Genomic DNA, 14285 nt, shown 5'->3' with positions numbered 1-14285 from the left:
ACAATCGCGTCCGGTTTGTGAACCTCGCTTGACAGCGATTCTTGAAGACCGTCAATCGCCTGCCGGAGGTGGCCTGCGAATGGGCCTCATCCGTCGGTCAATCAGCTTCCACAGATGCTCTCGCACCTCGCGATAAGCGTCGAGAACCTGCTCACGCGTGCCGGTCGCAGCCGTCGGATCCATGGTCGGCCAATAGACCACATCGACGGCGTTCGAACGGGTGAGTTCCAGCGCCACGTGATGGGCCTCCGGCGTCAGCGTCACTATCAAATCGAAGAAATCATCCTCAAGGTCATCCATCGTCCGCGGCTTGTGCTGCCGGTTGCGGTTAAGCGAAAGGCCCACCTCTTCCAGAACGACATCGACGAAGGGATCGTGCTCGCCGGAACGGACACCCGCCGACTGGATGTAGATATCGGGCTGCAGCAGGCTTTTTGCAATGGCCTCCGCCATCGGCGAACGGATGGAGTTGAAACCGCACATGAAGAGGATCGCGGTCGGAATGCCGATCGTCTGCTTCCTTGTCGGTTCGTCATCGGCCGCCATGGTCTTCAGCCGCGCCAGTAGAGCACGCAGACGAGCGTGAACAGCCGTCTTGCGGTATCGAAGTCGATTCGGATCTTGCCGTCGAGACGATCCATCAGGGTTTGCGAGCCCTCGTTGTGAATGCCGCGGCGGCCCATGTCGATCGCCTCGATGCGCGATGGCGTGGAGGTCTTGATCGCCTCGTAATAGCTTTCGCAGATCATGAAGTAATCCTTGATGATCCGCCGGAATGGCGTCAGCGACAGGATGTGGACCGCAACCCCCTCGCCCGCTTCGCCCGTGATGGTGAGCATCAGCTTTGCCTCGACCAGCGAAAGCTTCAACGTGTAGGGGCCGCCTGCATGGCCGACCGGCTCGAAGGCGTTTTCCTCGACAAGGTCGAAGATGGCAACTGCCCGCTCATGTTCGACATCGGGCGTCGAGCGCCCGATCGAGTCGTCGAGGACGACATCCGAGAGCCGGAAGTGCCCTTGTCCCATCCCTAGCCCTCGTCTTGCGGAGGATGGGCGTTCATGCGGATGGCGACCGAACGGGCGTGTGCATCGAGCCCTTCCGAATGGGCGAGCGTGATGGCGGCCGGCGCCAGTTGCCGCAGCTGATCGGGTCCGAGCCTGAGGATCGAGGTGCGCTTGACGAAATCGAGCACACCGAGGCCGGACGAAAAGCGTGCCGAGCGTGCCGTCGGCAGAACGTGGTTGGAGCCGCCGACATAATCGCCGATGACTTCAGGCGTGTGGCGACCGATGAAGATGGCGCCGGCATTGCGGATGCCGGCCATGAGCGCATCCGGATCGGCAACGGCCAATTCAAGATGTTCGGCGGCAATGCGGTTTGCCAGCGGCAACGCGGCTTCGAAATTCTCGACCAGGATCACAGCGCCAAAATCGCGCCAGCTCGCGGCGGCCGTTTCTGCGCGCGACAGTGTCTTCAATTGTCGCTCGACGGCTGCCTCGACCGATTTTCCGAATTCGGCATCGTCAGTGATCAGGATCGACTGGGCACCGGCATCGTGTTCGGCCTGCGCCAGAAGGTCGGCGGCGATCCAGTCGGGGTCGTTGTCCTTGTCGGCCAGGATCAGCACTTCAGATGGGCCGGCGATCATGTCGATGCCGACGATGCCGAAGACCTGGCGCTTGGCGGCCGCCACATAGGCGTTGCCGGGACCGACGATCTTGGCGACCGGCGCAATCGTATCAGTACCATAGGCAAGCGCTGCTACGGCCTGCGCACCGCCGACGCGGTAGATTTCCGTAACGCCCGAGATGCGTGCCGCGGCAAGGACGGCCGGGTTGATGCTGCCGCCACCGGCCGGCACGACCATGACGACGCGCGGCACGCCGGCAACCTTTGCCGGCAGCGCATTCATCAGCACGGAGCTTGGATAGGATGCCGTGCCGCCCGGTACGTAGAGACCGACGGCTTCGATCGCTGTCCAGCGGGAGCCGAGGCCGACGCCGATCGCGTCTTCGTAGATATCGTCCTTCGGCATCTGACGGGCATGATGCTTTTCGATCCGCTCGGCTGCAAACTTCAGCGCGTCGATCACCTCGCGGTCCGTTTCGGCGAAGGCCTTGTCGACCTCCTCATCGGTCACGCGGATGCCGGTCGCTGCAAGATCGATGCCGTCGAAGCGTTTTGAATAGTCGACAAGTGCCGCGTCGCCCCGGGCGCGCACGTCATCGATGATGGCGTGCACGACGGCGTTCACATCCTCGGAGACTTCCCGCTTGGTCGAAAGAAAAGCGGAAAAGCGTGTCTCGAAGTCCGGTGCTGTCTGCTCAAGCCAGAGTGCCAAGCGGATATTCCTTCCCGTTCCATGCCATGATCACAAGGCCGGTCAAGGATGGCGCGGCCTCGTTGCGGTTTCCCATGCGCCGCCGATATCTGCAAGAGCAACTTCGATGCATTCGACATCGAGAGCAATGGTGCCGCCGCCGGAAAGCAGCAGTTCCACGGTGCCATCAGGCCCCTCGCCCTTGGGCATGAAGCGCACGGCGAGAAGCGACAGGACATCGTCCTTGCGGTTGCGGTCGATCCCCGTCGAACGGACCGCTTCCACGCGCTTGAGGACGAGCGCTGCACGGTGCCGCTCGAACCCCTTTTTCTTCTCGCCGGCCTTTTCCCAATCAAACCTGTTGGCAGCCAGCGAGAATATCTTTTCCGACGCCGACCACTGCACGTCGGACAGCTTGAACACCGCATCCTGCATATGGGCAGACACGATCCCCAGATCGTCGGTATCGAGAGCCAGAAGCTTGAGCTCGGTCATGCGCGTCCATTCCGTTCCTGGGCCGCGATCTGCGGCCCGTTGCTTGATGGTCTGGAGATAGGATGGCGCATGGCAAGAAGCAACTATTTCGGGAAGTCGGCAGAGAGCGTCGTGTCCTTCCAGGCAACGATCTCGTCGCGGCGTTCCGCAAGCTTGGCGGTGATGCCGGTATAGGCAATTTCGCCGAGCACGAGGTGGCGCGGCGGGTTGGACGCCTCGACGACCTTGATCATGGCTTCGCCGGCACGCACAGGATCGCCCGGCTGCTGGCCGCTATAGCCTGCCGTCTGCGACAGACGGGCGCCTGCGGTATCCTGATACTCGTCGATCTTGACAGGCGTCTGTTTCAGCGAACGGCCGGCCCAATCCGTTCGGAACGGACCGGGTGCGACGCAGGTGACCTTGATGCCGAGCGACGCCACTTCGGCAGACAGCGCATCGGAAAAGCCTTCGACCGCATGCTTGCTTGCCGCGTAATAACCGGAGCCCGGAAAGCCGATAAAGCCTGCCTGGGAGGTGATGTTGAGGATGTGGCCCTTGCGGCGGGCGCGCATGCCGGGCAGCACCGCCCGCGTCATGGCGAAAAGGCCGAAGACATTGGCATCGAACATGCCGCGGATCTCGTCTTCCTCGCCTTCCTCGATCGAGGCCTGGTAGCCGTAACCGGCATTGTTGACGAGGACGTCGATGCGCCCGAACTTTTCCTCGGCAGCGCTGACAGCAGCTGCGATCTGGCCTTCGTCGGTCACGTCGAGATCAACGGCGAGCGCATTGTCGTGGCCTGCAACGAGATCAGCAAGCCTCGCCTTGTCGCGGGCCGTGACGACGGTCGGAAAGCCCTTTGCAATTGTCAGCTTGGCGAGTTCCAGGCCGAAGCCGGAGGAGCAGCCGGTGATGAACCAGACGTTGGAAGATGCATCAGTCATAAAAATATCTCCGATGGAAAAGCCGGATCATGAAAATGAGGCGGGGCGTGTTGGATGACAATACCTGACATAGGCATGAAAAAAGGGACGGCAAGGTATCCCCCTGGCCGCCCCTCATCCCTCGAAACATGCGGCCTCTTCAGGCCATATTGCTCAGTCGCTGACGCGTTCGACGATGGCGCCGCAGCGTGTCAGCTTTTCTTCAAGACGCTCGAAACCACGATCGAGATGGTAGACGCGGCTGACGATCGTTTCGCCTTCGGCCGCAAGGCCGGCAATGACGAGCGACACCGATGCGCGAAGGTCTGTTGCCATCACTGGCGCACCCTTCAGCTGCGAAACGCCTTCGATACGCGCCATCTGCCCCGACAGCGAAATGCGCGCACCGAGACGGGCGAGTTCCTGCACGTGCATGAAGCGGTTTTCGAAGATGGTTTCGGTGACGTGCGAAACGCCCGACGACATGGTCATCAGCGCCATGAACTGTGCCTGCAGGTCCGTCGGGAAGCCCGGGAAGGGCTCGGTGACGATATCGACCGGCTGAATCCGGTTGCCGTTCCTGACGACACGCAGACCGCTTTCGGTTTCGGTGATCTCGGCACCGGCAAGGCGCAGCGTATCGAGCGCATTTTCAAGCAGCGAGGCCTGCGTGCCTTCGAGCACCACATCGCCGCCGGTCATGGCAACCGCCATCGCATAGGTGCCGGTCTCGATCCGGTCCGGCAGGACGCGGTGACGGGCGCCCGACAGCGAGGCAACGCCTTCGATGGTGATGGTGCGCGTGCCGGCGCCGCTGATCTTGGCGCCCATGGCCGTCAGGCATTTTGCGAGATCGACCACTTCGGGTTCGCGGGCGGCGTTGTCGATGACGGTGGTGCCGCGGGCAAGGGTTGCCGCCATCAGCATGACATGCGTGGCGCCGACCGAAACCTTGGGGAAGGTGTAATGTGCGCCGACAAGGCCGCCCTTGGGCGCCGACGCGTTGATATAGCCGGCATCGACCTCGAGGATGGCGCCGAGCGCCTGCAGGCCGTCAAGGAACAGATCGACCGGACGCGTGCCGATGGCGCAACCGCCCGGCAGCGACACGCGGGCCTTGCCTTCACGCGCAAGCAGCGGGCCGATCACCCAGAACGAGGCGCGCATCTTGGAGACGAGCTCGTAAGGAGCGGTCGTATCGACGATGGTGCGGCAGGTGAAATTGATCGTGCGCGAATAGCTCTCGGCCTGGCTTTCGCGGCGGCCGTTGACGGAGACATCGACGCCATGATTGCCGAGGATGCGCAAAAGCTGCTCGACATCGGCCAGATGCGGCACGTTTTCGAGCGTCAGCGTATCGCTGGTCAGAAGCGAAGCGATCATCAGCGGCAGCGCGGCGTTCTTGGCGCCCGAGATCGGGATCGTGCCGTGAAGCTCGTTGCCGCCGGAAATTCTGATGCGATCCATGGTGTGGTAACTCTTTCTCTCAAGCGGCCGGGTTTGCGTCTCTAGACCAAACCCTGCGTCGCTTCAATGCGTGATGAAAAATGCGGATTAAAGCAAATCGTGCCACAACCCGTCGATTGCAGGCAATCGCTATGATGATTCGTCCGTTTTTACGGCAGAGGGTGAAGAGGCCGGCAACCCTTGCGTCTCGTCCGCCTCGCCGGCGCGCCGCGCACGCGACTGACCTTTCCGACGCATCAGGTTTTCCCGCAATTTCGCAGCCGCCCGCTGCTTGCGGTCCATCTCGCGCCGCTCGGCTTCGCTCATGGGTGCAGCCTGCGCCTGGCTATCCAAGGTTTCTGGTTTTTTCGACATCGCTTCTCCATAGAGAAAAAGCCCTCCACACGAAAGCGCCCACGGCGTTTTCCCGGATGGTTCTCCAAGAAGTTCGATTTTGCTGCTTGCACTTGCCCCGAACCTATGGCAATAGCCCCCTCGCTGACGACACGCTCACCCAGCCCGTCCGCAGATGCTGCTATAGCTCAGGGGTAGAGCACTCCCTTGGTAAGGGAGAGGCCGAGAGTTCAAATCTCTCTAGCAGCACCATTTTTCTTCCCATCCAGTATATGTAGTCTGCCAGTACTTTTCGGACAATCTTACGACGTCGTGCGACGCGAAGCTCGCGTCTTCGGTGCGTAAACTACCAGCCGTTTCATTGTCGATTTCGCGTGCGAGTACTTTGGCTCACCGGACAAGGCGAAGTCGTAAAAGGCCGCGCGCCCCCTCTCCGCCTAGCTCCGACACCCAACATACGGCATCAGCAGCTTCAACTGCTCGCTCATGATATCCGGCCTGTCGCGCGGGGGATCAACAGTTTGCTGGTTGGTGTTGCCCCAGACGCCGCCGCCGGCCCAGTAGGTGGCGCCGAGGAAGATGTCGGGGCGGGCCATCATGGCATCGAGCAGGTCGCGCAGTTCCCGTAGAGAGCCTTCGGTTCGGCCTGTGGCGAATTCGCCGATGAAGATGCGTTTTCGATGTTGGGTCGCCCAGTCTGTGGCGCTTTTCAGGATCCGCTTTCCGATGCCTTCGGTGGCGATCGGGTTGGAGCCGCCAAATCCCTTGTCGAGATACTGGTGCATGTCGAAGCCGCAATTGTCTGCAGGATCGAACGCCTGCAACATCACGGTGCCGTTCGAGGTCTTCGTCCAGGAATGGGCGCCCGTCCAGGCGATGCCGGAAAACAGCACGGTTCCCGTTGCGCCACGCCGCCTGATTTCGGCGCATGCGGCGTTCTGGGTGTTGAGGTTGAGAATGGGATCCTGGTCATGCGGCTCGTTCATCAGCCCGTACCAGACAAGGCTGTTTTTCCCGTAACGCTGTGCCAGCTCGCCCCAGAACGCCGCGTAGCTTTCGAGCGTTGCCGCGGACGTGCCGTCTCCGATGACGATCTTATCGCGCCTTCCGTAGTCATGCATATCCAGGAGGACAACCGCACCCTCGCCCACTGCCCGGCCGACCAGACGATCGAGGCCCTCAAGTGCCGCCGGCTCAAGCGGTTTTGCAATATCGGGCTGCAGGCGGTTCCACTTGAAGGGGATCCGAAACACTTTCACGCCCAGCGAGAGGTAATAATTCAGGTTCTCCAGGTGAGGCCACTTCCAACGGCCGCCAATCATCTCGAACTCAGCACCGGCCAGGTTAACCCCGATCAGCGGGCACGTTGCCGTTCGGGCGCCTACGGAAGGACCTGACGACACAACCGACGCCGCAAACGCGCCAGCGCCGAACAACAAAGATCTTCTTGAGCATTCATTCATGTAAGACGCCTGTAATAAAGATTTTATTATAATATTGATGCACTAAACAATCAATAACTTACGGATTTTTGTGCAACACCTCAGCGAATTCACACTACAACACCCATATTGAATTCCATTATACGATTAACCTAGCGATTAGTTTTGTTTATTGAGGACTCAGCAAGAGCATATCCATGCTGTAACCACGATTCGATGTCGTGCTACTCGACATTTCACTGATTAGCAGCGGTGATGGACGGCATGCGCGGGTGTCCGGCGACAGCAGGAGTGGGAATGCGAGTGATATTCGATCTGACGCTTGCCACGCGCAAGCCGGAGATTACCGGTGTCGAACGTTACGGGATCAATCTATTCGAGGCATTCAGGAAAATTTGCCCTGGCAGCACGGCCTATGTCATGTCGACGTCGTTTTTTTCGAGCGACGACAACCTGGTCCTCTGCCGGCATCCTTTGATGGCCTGGCTCACTTTGCCGTTCAGGCTGGCATCTTCCAGTTACGATGCGGCCGTCTTTCCGAGCATGCCGGCAAGTCCGCTCTCCATATCATCCAGACTGCCACTCTATCGAATCATTCACGACGACTTCCCCTGGACAAGAGGACAGGAGATGCCGATCAAGGGGCGCCTTCTGTTTCGGGATGTGGAGCGCGCCGTCTCATCCCGATACCGCGCCATCTTTGCGCCAACCGGCTACTCGGCGGCAAAGCTTCGTCCGATCTTTCCCTCCCATGATGTGAGCGAGATCGGCAACGCCCCCGCGCTGCCGTTCAACGGCGAACTGTCCGAGATCGCGGAACTGCGGGGCAAAGACTTCGTCCTGAGCGTGGGGACGGTGGAGCCCCGAAAGAACTACGAAAAGATCATCGACGTCGCGGCAGCGCTTCAACCGCACAATGTTCTGTCCGTCGTTGTTGGTCGCAGCGGTTGGGGGAATATTGTCACCGATCTCGACCGGGCAAGCAACGACCCAACGAGCAACATCCGATGGATGAAGGACATATCCGACAGCCAGTTGCGGTGGCTTTACGCAAACTGCCGGTCGTTCCTGTCCTTGTCGCATGACGAGGGGTTCAATATGCCGCTCGTCGAGGCAGGGTCGCTGGGCTGCAGTATTGTCGCGTCCGACATCGCCATCCACCGGACTGTTTCTCCGCCATGGGGACGGCTGGTCTCGCCGGGCGCACGCGCTGACGAGATCGCGACTGAGATCATGACGGCTCCGCGAGCGACTGAAAGCGCGTATCTTGCCTACAGAGCCCGGTATTCCTGGGATTTTATCGCGGCAAACCTGCTTTCGAAAATCCAGGCCCAAAGACGCACCGGAGCACGGCCCCATGCCTGAGCACCAGTTGACCATGCTCTGGCATGAAGCCGGAAACTCGCACTACCATGACCGATTTGTCGAGCTTTCGAAGGTCGCCAATCTCACGGTCATGGGGCCAAAAACCTTTCAAGGCACAACGTTCGACCCTGAGAAATTCCGCTTTCCGGTGAAGCTGTTTAATTCCGTCTTGTCGTCGCACTGGCTGACATTCATTCCGAGCACCATCGCTTTCTACCGGGAAGCGCGACGGGCGGACATTCTCTACGTTCATGAGGAACCGCACTCGCTTGTCGCGTTCCTAAGCGCCACCCTGCGTCTCGGGCGGCCGATGTACATCGAAAGCTCGGCCATCAATCTCAAGGGAAACCTCTCCGGATGGAATGTCCTCGAGCGGTTCGTCTATAAAACAGCAACCAAGATCATTCCCAAGAACCATGAGGTCGCCGATGTCCTTCACAGACGGGGGGCTCCCCGGAGCAAGATCTCAAGCCCCATCGGTAACGGCGTTTCAAAGTCGTCGTTTTCGATCGTCGATAAGTCGGCGGCACGTTCTGCGCTTGCGCAAAAGTATCCGCAGGTCTCCGATGCATTCAAGAAGGGCGGTCTCGTTCTCGGCTATGCCGGGCGGATCTGGCAGCCGAAAGGGATAGAGATCCTGGCGCAGCTTGCACAGGAACTCCCGGTCACGATCCTCGCCTGCGGGCCGGTCGCAGATGATTATCTGGTCGATACACTCGTTGCGGCGGGGGTAACGGTTCTTCCCAGTCTTCAGAAGGATGATCTGCGGACATTTTACAGCGCGCTCGATCTCTTCATTCTGCCGAGCCTCTCGACGAAGAACTGGCGGGAACAGTTCGGCCGTGTCTGCATCGAGGCGATCTATTGCGGGACGCCGGCTGTCGGTTCGCATGTGGGCGGCATTCCGATGGTGATCGGCGCCAGCCAGACCTTCGAGGCAGGCAATATCGAGCAGGCCAAGGCACTGCTGACCAAACTTTCAGACGAGGCGGAGCGGGCGGAAATCCTGCGGTGGCAGACCGCCCATGTCGATCAGAATTTTTCCTGGAAAGCGATTGCAGAGCAAGTTTTAGCCGTCACACACTTAAAGAGATAAATGCAATGACCGAAGATCGACTTGGGTCCAGAGATAAAATATTCGGTTTATCCTTTTACGAATATTCCGACGACGCTCTCGTAGAACAGGCTGTTTCTCCCCTTTCCGAGACGGACGGGGTAAAACTGGTCGTCACTGCGAATACGGATCACGTCTCCAACCTGTACAAAAATGCTGAATTCAGACGTGCTTACGACAGTGCGTGGTCAGTCACGATCGATGGCATGCCCGTCTTTCTCTATGCGAAACTGTGCGGCGCGGCCGTCAAGCAGCGGATACCAGGCGCCGATCTCTTTCCCAAGCTGCTCGATGCCCTGACAGACACGAACCATCGGCCGTTCTTCGTCTGCTCGAGCCAGGCGACGGCGGACGGGCTGGCAGTCCAGATGACGGCACGTGGCTTCCCGGAGGCCGGCTTCGGCTACGCGATACCGCCGTTTGGTTTTGAAAAACAACCCTCTCATACGCGCGACCTGCTGAGCGCGATCCGCGACAACCGCACAACGCATCTGTTCATGGGTATCGGCGCGCCCAAATCCGAAATTTGGGTGAACCAGAACAGATCCGCGCTTGGGCACCTTTACGCCTTCTGCTTCGGCGCGGCTCTCGAATTCACAGCCGGCACCAAGACTAGAGCGCCAAAGGTTTTCCGGTTGGTTGGAATGGAATGGTCTTGGCGAGTGGCCACCGAGCCCCGTCGCTTGTTCAAACGGTACTTCATCAGCTCCTGGGGCTTTTTCTCAGCCGTTGTCGCCGATCTGAACCAATCCAGAATAAGCTCGTAGGTGGCCCGATGTACGATGTGTCCGTGATCATTCCAGTCGTATCGAAAAGCAGTCGTCTGGCGCGCACGCGCGAAGTGGTGCGGCGATTGCAGGAGCAGAGGGCGATCGCGCTTGAAATCATCATCGTGATGCAGGGGTTCGACGAGACCGAAACGATCGGCATCGACGGTGTGAAAACCATATTCTCGCGCGTGTTCAGCTCGTCGCATTCCCGAAATGTCGGCGCCTGTCACGCGACGGCCGATCTCATCTCGTTTCTGGATGACGACACATTCCCTGCCGCGAGCGATTTCTACCGCAGGGTGAAAACCATTCTCGATGTCGGCGCGGTCGATTTCGTCACCTGCAACATCGTCTCGAACGGCAAGCGGCTGGCTGCAAGCCGGATCGAAAGCGATGTCCAAATCAACAGGCAAACCATCATCGGCAACATGTGGGAACCGGGGCTGACGCTTCGCCGCAAGACGTTTTTAAAATTCCAGTTCGATGCCACGCTGGGTATCGGCGCCATTCATGGATCGGGAGAGGGCTTCGATCTCGGGGCACGTTTGGTCGATGCCGGCCTGAAGGGCAAGCGGTTGGCCGGCCTGGAAATCGACCATCCGCCTTTGCCGTTGAACTCCGAATTCGATGTCCAGCGCACGTTCTACTACTCGCTTGGCAACGGCAGCTCCCTGGTCGCCAGAGGGTTCCACAAGGCCTATGCAAAGCAACTCTTCAAGCAGGTCGCAAAGACGGTGCTCTATCCATGTCTCAACAGGTGGAGCGAGGCGAAGCTTGCCCTGCTGCGGCTTGCCTGCCTGCTGATCGGGCCGGCGATCCCGCGCGGCGTTCCGAAGATCATTCCAAACCAGTTGGCGAAGGACCTGATCGACGGTGAAATCGACCCGTTCCCTAAGGTGGAACCTCGGATCGACCGGGCCACAGCCTAGACCATTCGCATGACGCGACCGAAATATCACCGATCGGGTTCACATGTCCTATTTGAAACTGGCAATCAAGGGTACGAGCTGGTCGCTTGCGCAGGTGCTCGTCGAGCGGCTGACGCAGACCGTGGTGTTTCTGATTGCGGCAGCCTTGCTCGGGCCGCATGAGTTTGGTGTCGCAGCGCTTTCAACCGCGCCGGCCGTGATCATCGCGTCCACCCTGCAGTCCGGAAGCCAGGTGGTGATACAGCGGCGATTGCTCGACGATGACTTCGTCAATTCGGTCTTCGGTCTCTTCCTTCTGCTTGGCCTTTGCGGCTCGGCGCTACTGTTGATAGCGAGCGCCCTTCTCCGCCACCTGGAAACCTTCTCCGGCCTCAGTGCCATGGTTGCCGTGACGTCGATCGCTCCCCTTGTCTCAGCGCTCGCGGTCGTGCCGGAAGGACTGCTCGCGCGAGATTTCGCCTACAAGGTACTGGCGGTCCGAAAGTCGGCCGGGTTGCTTGTGGGCGGGATTGTCTGCTGCGCGCTTGCGTTTTCGGGGTTCGGCGCCTGGAGCATCGTTGCAGTCGTCGTGATAACGCCGATCGTTGCGGCGATGGTCAGTGTTGTGGCGGCGCGCTGGAAGCCAACGGCCATGCCGACGCTGATCTCGATGCGGTCGACGCTGAATTTCTCGTTCGCCGTAATCGGAATGTCGGCAGTCACGCAGATCAACGTGCGCTCTGCCGATGTGGTGGTCGGTTTGGTCGCGACACCGACAGCGACGGGTGTTTTTCGGCTATCACGCACGGTGCTTGATCTCGCATCAAGCCTGTTTCTCAATCCGATCAACAACATCCTGCTCCCAATCTTTTCGAGGATGGGTGAGGATCGTGACCGGATGATAAGCACGATGTGGAGGTCATGCGCGGTAACAGGCCTTGTTGCCGCGATACCTTTTGTCGCTTCCGCGTTTTCAGCGCCCTATGTCGCATTTATGTTTTTTGGAGACAGGTGGCCACAACTGCCCGAAACGATAACACTGATGCTGGTGGCGCTACCGTTCATTGCGGTTGTCGTGCCAGTGCAAACCTTCCTGGTTGCAACAGGACACCCAAGCTTGGCATTCCTGAACAATGTTTACCAGGCACTTGCTGATGTCGCGATGATTGCAGTCGGAGCATATTTCGGGATTTTTTGGGCAGCAGCGATGTTCAGCCTGAGATTCTCTCTGACAGCGTTGTTTATTCTCCTGGCCGTGCAGAAGCGATTCAGTGAGATCAACGCGTTTGATGGGATCAAAACAACATTTCCGGCGCTTGTCGCGATTGCGATCGTATCAACCCTGACCGGGTTTCTATGGCTATGGCAGCTCGATCTCAAACACTTATCAGTCGCTGTATCATTTAGCGTTACGGCCTCTCTGGCATACGCATTGATATGCGCGTTCGTATTTCACGATCGTATCCGGCCAGTTCTTGAGATCTGGAAGGCGCGGCGCGTTCGTGCGCCGACTGCTGCCTGACCTAAAGCACGGCTGTCTCGCAGGCTGGCCTCCGTCTCGAGGTCCTGGGGAAGGTTGGTGGTCTGATACGGTATCATCGTAACCGTCGGGGCGTCCGACCTGATCGATCAGGACAGCGCGCCGGTGTCTGACGAGTGCGACCCTAGTTTACCATTGGTTGGCAACAAAGGTCAGGCGGTCGTTGGATGGCCCGATCTTGACCCAGATCCTAGGGCTCTTCTGCGACTGCATCATGATCCAGGTCAGGTCGGTCTTCTTCCACGGCTTGATTTCGGAGAACCGGTTGTCCAGCACCAGGTCGCCGGCGGATGTCTTTGCAACCAGCACCGCATGTCCCTCTCCGGACCGCGTTCTTGCCACAGCCATTCTCAGCGATCCGGAAGGCCAGCCGAGGGAGATGAGGTGTTTGCGCTTCGTGAGCGCGTAATCTTCGCAATCGCCTGACGCCACATCAATGCTCCACTCGTCGGAGCCGTCGGCATCATTGACGGGACGGACGGTGCGATTGATGCCTGAATTCACCGAAAGCAGTTGCGCCTTGCGATCCTCAGTCAGTTCGACGATGCCGTCGCCGCCGGTATCGGCGCACTGCTCCTGATTGCTACGGCAGAATTTCGCAAAAGCGTAAGGTGCAAGCGCAAAACCACTTTCCTGGATGCGCTGCATTGAGCCTCTCACATCCCGCAGAATGCCGACAGGGCCAGCCGCCATCGTTACCGATGGAACTGCGAAAAACGCCAGAGTCATGACTATCGAATGCAGTTTCATGGCACGTCTCCATGTGGAATGGAGAGTAATTTACCTGCATTCGTTGTATATCACGTTTTGAGAAAGTGTAAGATTTTAATCGTCGTGCAGATTAAATTTTTCTGTTTAAGAACTACTGCAAACATCGATTTTGCTGATGGTTCAAGGAACTGCTCCCATCAGGGCAACAAAAAAGGCCGGAGCGAATACACGCACCGACCTCCTGCATTGCTCTCAGCCACTGCGCCAGTACATCCGTGGTCGCCGACGAAAACAATGTTGTAGTCACGATATGGGAGCTCGATCCAGATATTCAACAGGAAATCGGGATCAAAAATGGGGGCAGCAGCTCAATGCGCTGCCCCTCATCACCTCAAAAGGCTAGACGCCCTCAGTAAGGCGAGTTGCACTGTGCGCGAACGCCGGCACGTGGCACGTAGCTGTTATCCGATGCACGGTAGCTGCGGTAGCGGTCGGCACACCACTGGACGTGAGCACGGGTACCTGCGCGGGCCGGGCGACCTGTCACGGCACCGCCGATGATTGCGCCTGCGCCGAATGCTGCGAGCGGATACCAGAAACCATCGGAATGGCGGCGATAGCCCGGACGGCGATCACGGTATCCACGGTGGCCCTGGTGCCACCCGCGACGATCACGCATTTCCCGGCGTTCGCGCATGTCACGACGGTACTGGACATGTTCGACATCGGATACCTGAGGCGACTTCACCATCGGCAGGGGTGCCGCAGTCGCCGGGACAAGCGAGGTGAGGCCCAGTGCCACCGCAAGCGACGACGCGGTCAGAAACTTCGTAACAATATGCATATTAGTTCTCCGTGTTATGGAGAGACAACACATTGACGCAACAGGGAGTTCCCTCATCACGCGAGAGTGAG

At 59.0% G+C, this 14285-nt stretch carries 15 protein-coding genes and 1 tRNA gene; 6 read left to right on the top strand and 10 right to left on the bottom strand.

The window, feature by feature from the left end; genetic code table 11:
- Nucleotides 1-51: 51 nt before the first annotated feature.
- The 7 genes from J3A65_RS20570 to J3A65_RS20540 all read right to left on the bottom strand — a co-directional run bounded on the left by J3A65_RS20570 (nt 52) and on the right by J3A65_RS20540 (nt 5541).
- On the bottom strand, nt 52-483 hold the full coding sequence (locus J3A65_RS20570; protein WP_209903656.1) for a low molecular weight phosphatase family protein: 432 nt from the start codon (nt 481-483) through the stop codon (nt 52-54).
- A 68-nt stretch (nt 484-551) separates the two neighbouring features.
- Nucleotides 552-1025 carry a UPF0262 family protein gene (locus J3A65_RS20565; RefSeq protein WP_062453857.1) on the bottom strand — a complete coding sequence of 158 codons (474 nt, stop codon included), beginning with the start codon at nt 1023-1025 and terminating at the stop codon, nt 552-554.
- 2 nt (nt 1026-1027) lie between these two features.
- Nucleotides 1028-2341, bottom strand: coding sequence for a histidinol dehydrogenase (gene hisD / locus J3A65_RS20560; RefSeq protein ID WP_184654089.1), 1314 nt, complete (start codon nt 2339-2341; stop codon nt 1028-1030).
- 42 nt (nt 2342-2383) lie between these two features.
- Nucleotides 2384-2815 (bottom strand): DUF2948 family protein, encoded by a 432-nt coding sequence (locus tag J3A65_RS20555; RefSeq protein WP_092663522.1) that lies wholly within the window; start codon nt 2813-2815, stop codon nt 2384-2386.
- Nucleotides 2816-2898: 83 nt separating this feature from the next.
- Nucleotides 2899-3741, bottom strand: a complete 843-nt coding sequence (locus tag J3A65_RS20550) for an oxidoreductase (protein WP_209903132.1) — start codon at nt 3739-3741, stop codon at nt 2899-2901.
- A 153-nt stretch (nt 3742-3894) separates the two neighbouring features.
- Nucleotides 3895-5187: a UDP-N-acetylglucosamine 1-carboxyvinyltransferase gene (gene murA / locus J3A65_RS20545; RefSeq protein ID WP_192087543.1), complete on the bottom strand. Its 1293-nt coding sequence runs from the start codon at nt 5185-5187 to the stop codon at nt 3895-3897.
- A gap of 129 nt (nt 5188-5316) precedes the next feature.
- Nucleotides 5317-5541 (bottom strand): hypothetical protein, encoded by a 225-nt coding sequence (locus tag J3A65_RS20540; RefSeq protein WP_209903129.1) that lies wholly within the window; start codon nt 5539-5541, stop codon nt 5317-5319.
- A gap of 156 nt (nt 5542-5697) precedes the next feature.
- Here J3A65_RS20540 and J3A65_RS20535 point away from each other — a divergent pair.
- A tRNA-Thr gene (locus J3A65_RS20535) sits at nt 5698-5772 on the top strand.
- A gap of 185 nt (nt 5773-5957) precedes the next feature.
- Here the strand turns inward: J3A65_RS20535 and J3A65_RS20530 are convergent.
- The gene (locus tag J3A65_RS20530; protein ID WP_209903127.1) at nt 5958-6842 is read right to left on the bottom strand and encodes a glycoside hydrolase family 5 protein; all 885 of its coding nucleotides are present in this window, start codon (nt 6840-6842) and stop codon (nt 5958-5960) included.
- A 417-nt stretch (nt 6843-7259) separates the two neighbouring features.
- On the opposite strand from J3A65_RS20530, the gene J3A65_RS20525 reads away from it, so the two are divergent.
- Genes J3A65_RS20525 through J3A65_RS20505 form a run of 5 tightly spaced genes read left to right on the top strand, consistent with a single transcriptional unit; the run spans nt 7260 to nt 12641 of the window.
- Nucleotides 7260-8327 carry a glycosyltransferase gene (locus tag J3A65_RS20525; RefSeq protein WP_209903124.1) on the top strand — a complete coding sequence of 356 codons (1068 nt, stop codon included), beginning with the start codon at nt 7260-7262 and terminating at the stop codon, nt 8325-8327.
- On the top strand, nt 8320-9423 hold the full coding sequence (locus J3A65_RS20520; RefSeq protein WP_209903122.1) for a glycosyltransferase family 4 protein: 1104 nt from the start codon (nt 8320-8322) through the stop codon (nt 9421-9423). Before J3A65_RS20525 ends, J3A65_RS20520 begins: the two co-directional genes overlap by 8 nt.
- 5 nt (nt 9424-9428) lie before the next feature.
- A complete protein-coding gene (locus tag J3A65_RS20515) occupies nt 9429-10208 on the top strand; it encodes a WecB/TagA/CpsF family glycosyltransferase (protein WP_209903119.1) in 780 nt (259 codons plus the stop codon).
- Between the two features lie 8 nt (nt 10209-10216).
- On the top strand, nt 10217-11140 hold the full coding sequence (locus J3A65_RS20510) for a glycosyltransferase (RefSeq protein WP_162734834.1): 924 nt from the start codon (nt 10217-10219) through the stop codon (nt 11138-11140).
- Nucleotides 11141-11183: 43 nt separating this feature from the next.
- Nucleotides 11184-12641, top strand: coding sequence for an oligosaccharide flippase family protein (locus tag J3A65_RS20505; protein ID WP_062579013.1), 1458 nt, complete (start codon nt 11184-11186; stop codon nt 12639-12641).
- A 147-nt stretch (nt 12642-12788) separates the two neighbouring features.
- Here J3A65_RS20505 and J3A65_RS20500 read toward each other — a convergent pair whose 3' ends face one another.
- Nucleotides 12789-13409, bottom strand: a complete 621-nt coding sequence (locus tag J3A65_RS20500; RefSeq protein ID WP_245341598.1) for a transglutaminase-like cysteine peptidase — start codon at nt 13407-13409, stop codon at nt 12789-12791.
- A 370-nt stretch (nt 13410-13779) separates the two neighbouring features.
- Nucleotides 13780-14214, bottom strand: a complete 435-nt coding sequence (locus tag J3A65_RS20495) for a BA14K family protein (protein WP_209903115.1) — start codon at nt 14212-14214, stop codon at nt 13780-13782.
- Between the last annotated feature and the right edge of the window lie 71 nt (nt 14215-14285).

The sequence above is a fragment of the Rhizobium sp. PvP014 genome, assembly GCF_017876855.1.
Taxonomy (GTDB): Bacteria; Pseudomonadota; Alphaproteobacteria; order Rhizobiales; family Rhizobiaceae; genus Neorhizobium; species Neorhizobium soli.
Note: the sequence above shows the minus strand (reverse complement) of the source record. Positions and strands in the feature narration are given on the sequence as shown.

Bases quoted from the DNA above. Each gene is read 5' to 3' on its own strand.
- J3A65_RS20550 (WP_209903132.1), bottom strand. From the start codon at position 3,741: ATGACTGATGCATCTTCCAACGTCTGGTTCATCACCGGCTGCTCCTCC.
- J3A65_RS20570 (WP_209903656.1), bottom strand. From the start codon at position 483: ATGTGCGGTTTCAACTCCATCCGTTCGCCGATGGCGGAGGCCATTGCA.
- J3A65_RS20525 (WP_209903124.1), top strand. From the start codon at position 7,260: ATGCGAGTGATATTCGATCTGACGCTTGCCACGCGCAAGCCGGAGATT.
- murA (WP_192087543.1), bottom strand. From the start codon at position 5,187: ATGGATCGCATCAGAATTTCCGGCGGCAACGAGCTTCACGGCACGATC.
- J3A65_RS20515 (WP_209903119.1), top strand. From the start codon at position 9,429: ATGACCGAAGATCGACTTGGGTCCAGAGATAAAATATTCGGTTTATCC.
- J3A65_RS20520 (WP_209903122.1), top strand. From the start codon at position 8,320: ATGCCTGAGCACCAGTTGACCATGCTCTGGCATGAAGCCGGAAACTCG.
- J3A65_RS20505 (WP_062579013.1), top strand. From the start codon at position 11,184: ATGTCCTATTTGAAACTGGCAATCAAGGGTACGAGCTGGTCGCTTGCG.
- J3A65_RS20565 (WP_062453857.1), bottom strand. From the start codon at position 1,025: ATGGGACAAGGGCACTTCCGGCTCTCGGATGTCGTCCTCGACGACTCG.
- J3A65_RS20530 (WP_209903127.1), bottom strand. From the start codon at position 6,842: ATGATTGGCGGCCGTTGGAAGTGGCCTCACCTGGAGAACCTGAATTAT.
- J3A65_RS20555 (WP_092663522.1), bottom strand. From the start codon at position 2,815: ATGACCGAGCTCAAGCTTCTGGCTCTCGATACCGACGATCTGGGGATC.
- J3A65_RS20500 (WP_245341598.1), bottom strand. From the start codon at position 13,409: ATGAAACTGCATTCGATAGTCATGACTCTGGCGTTTTTCGCAGTTCCA.
- J3A65_RS20540 (WP_209903129.1), bottom strand. From the start codon at position 5,541: ATGTCGAAAAAACCAGAAACCTTGGATAGCCAGGCGCAGGCTGCACCC.
- J3A65_RS20510 (WP_162734834.1), top strand. From the start codon at position 10,217: ATGTACGATGTGTCCGTGATCATTCCAGTCGTATCGAAAAGCAGTCGT.
- J3A65_RS20495 (WP_209903115.1), bottom strand. From the start codon at position 14,214: ATGCATATTGTTACGAAGTTTCTGACCGCGTCGTCGCTTGCGGTGGCA.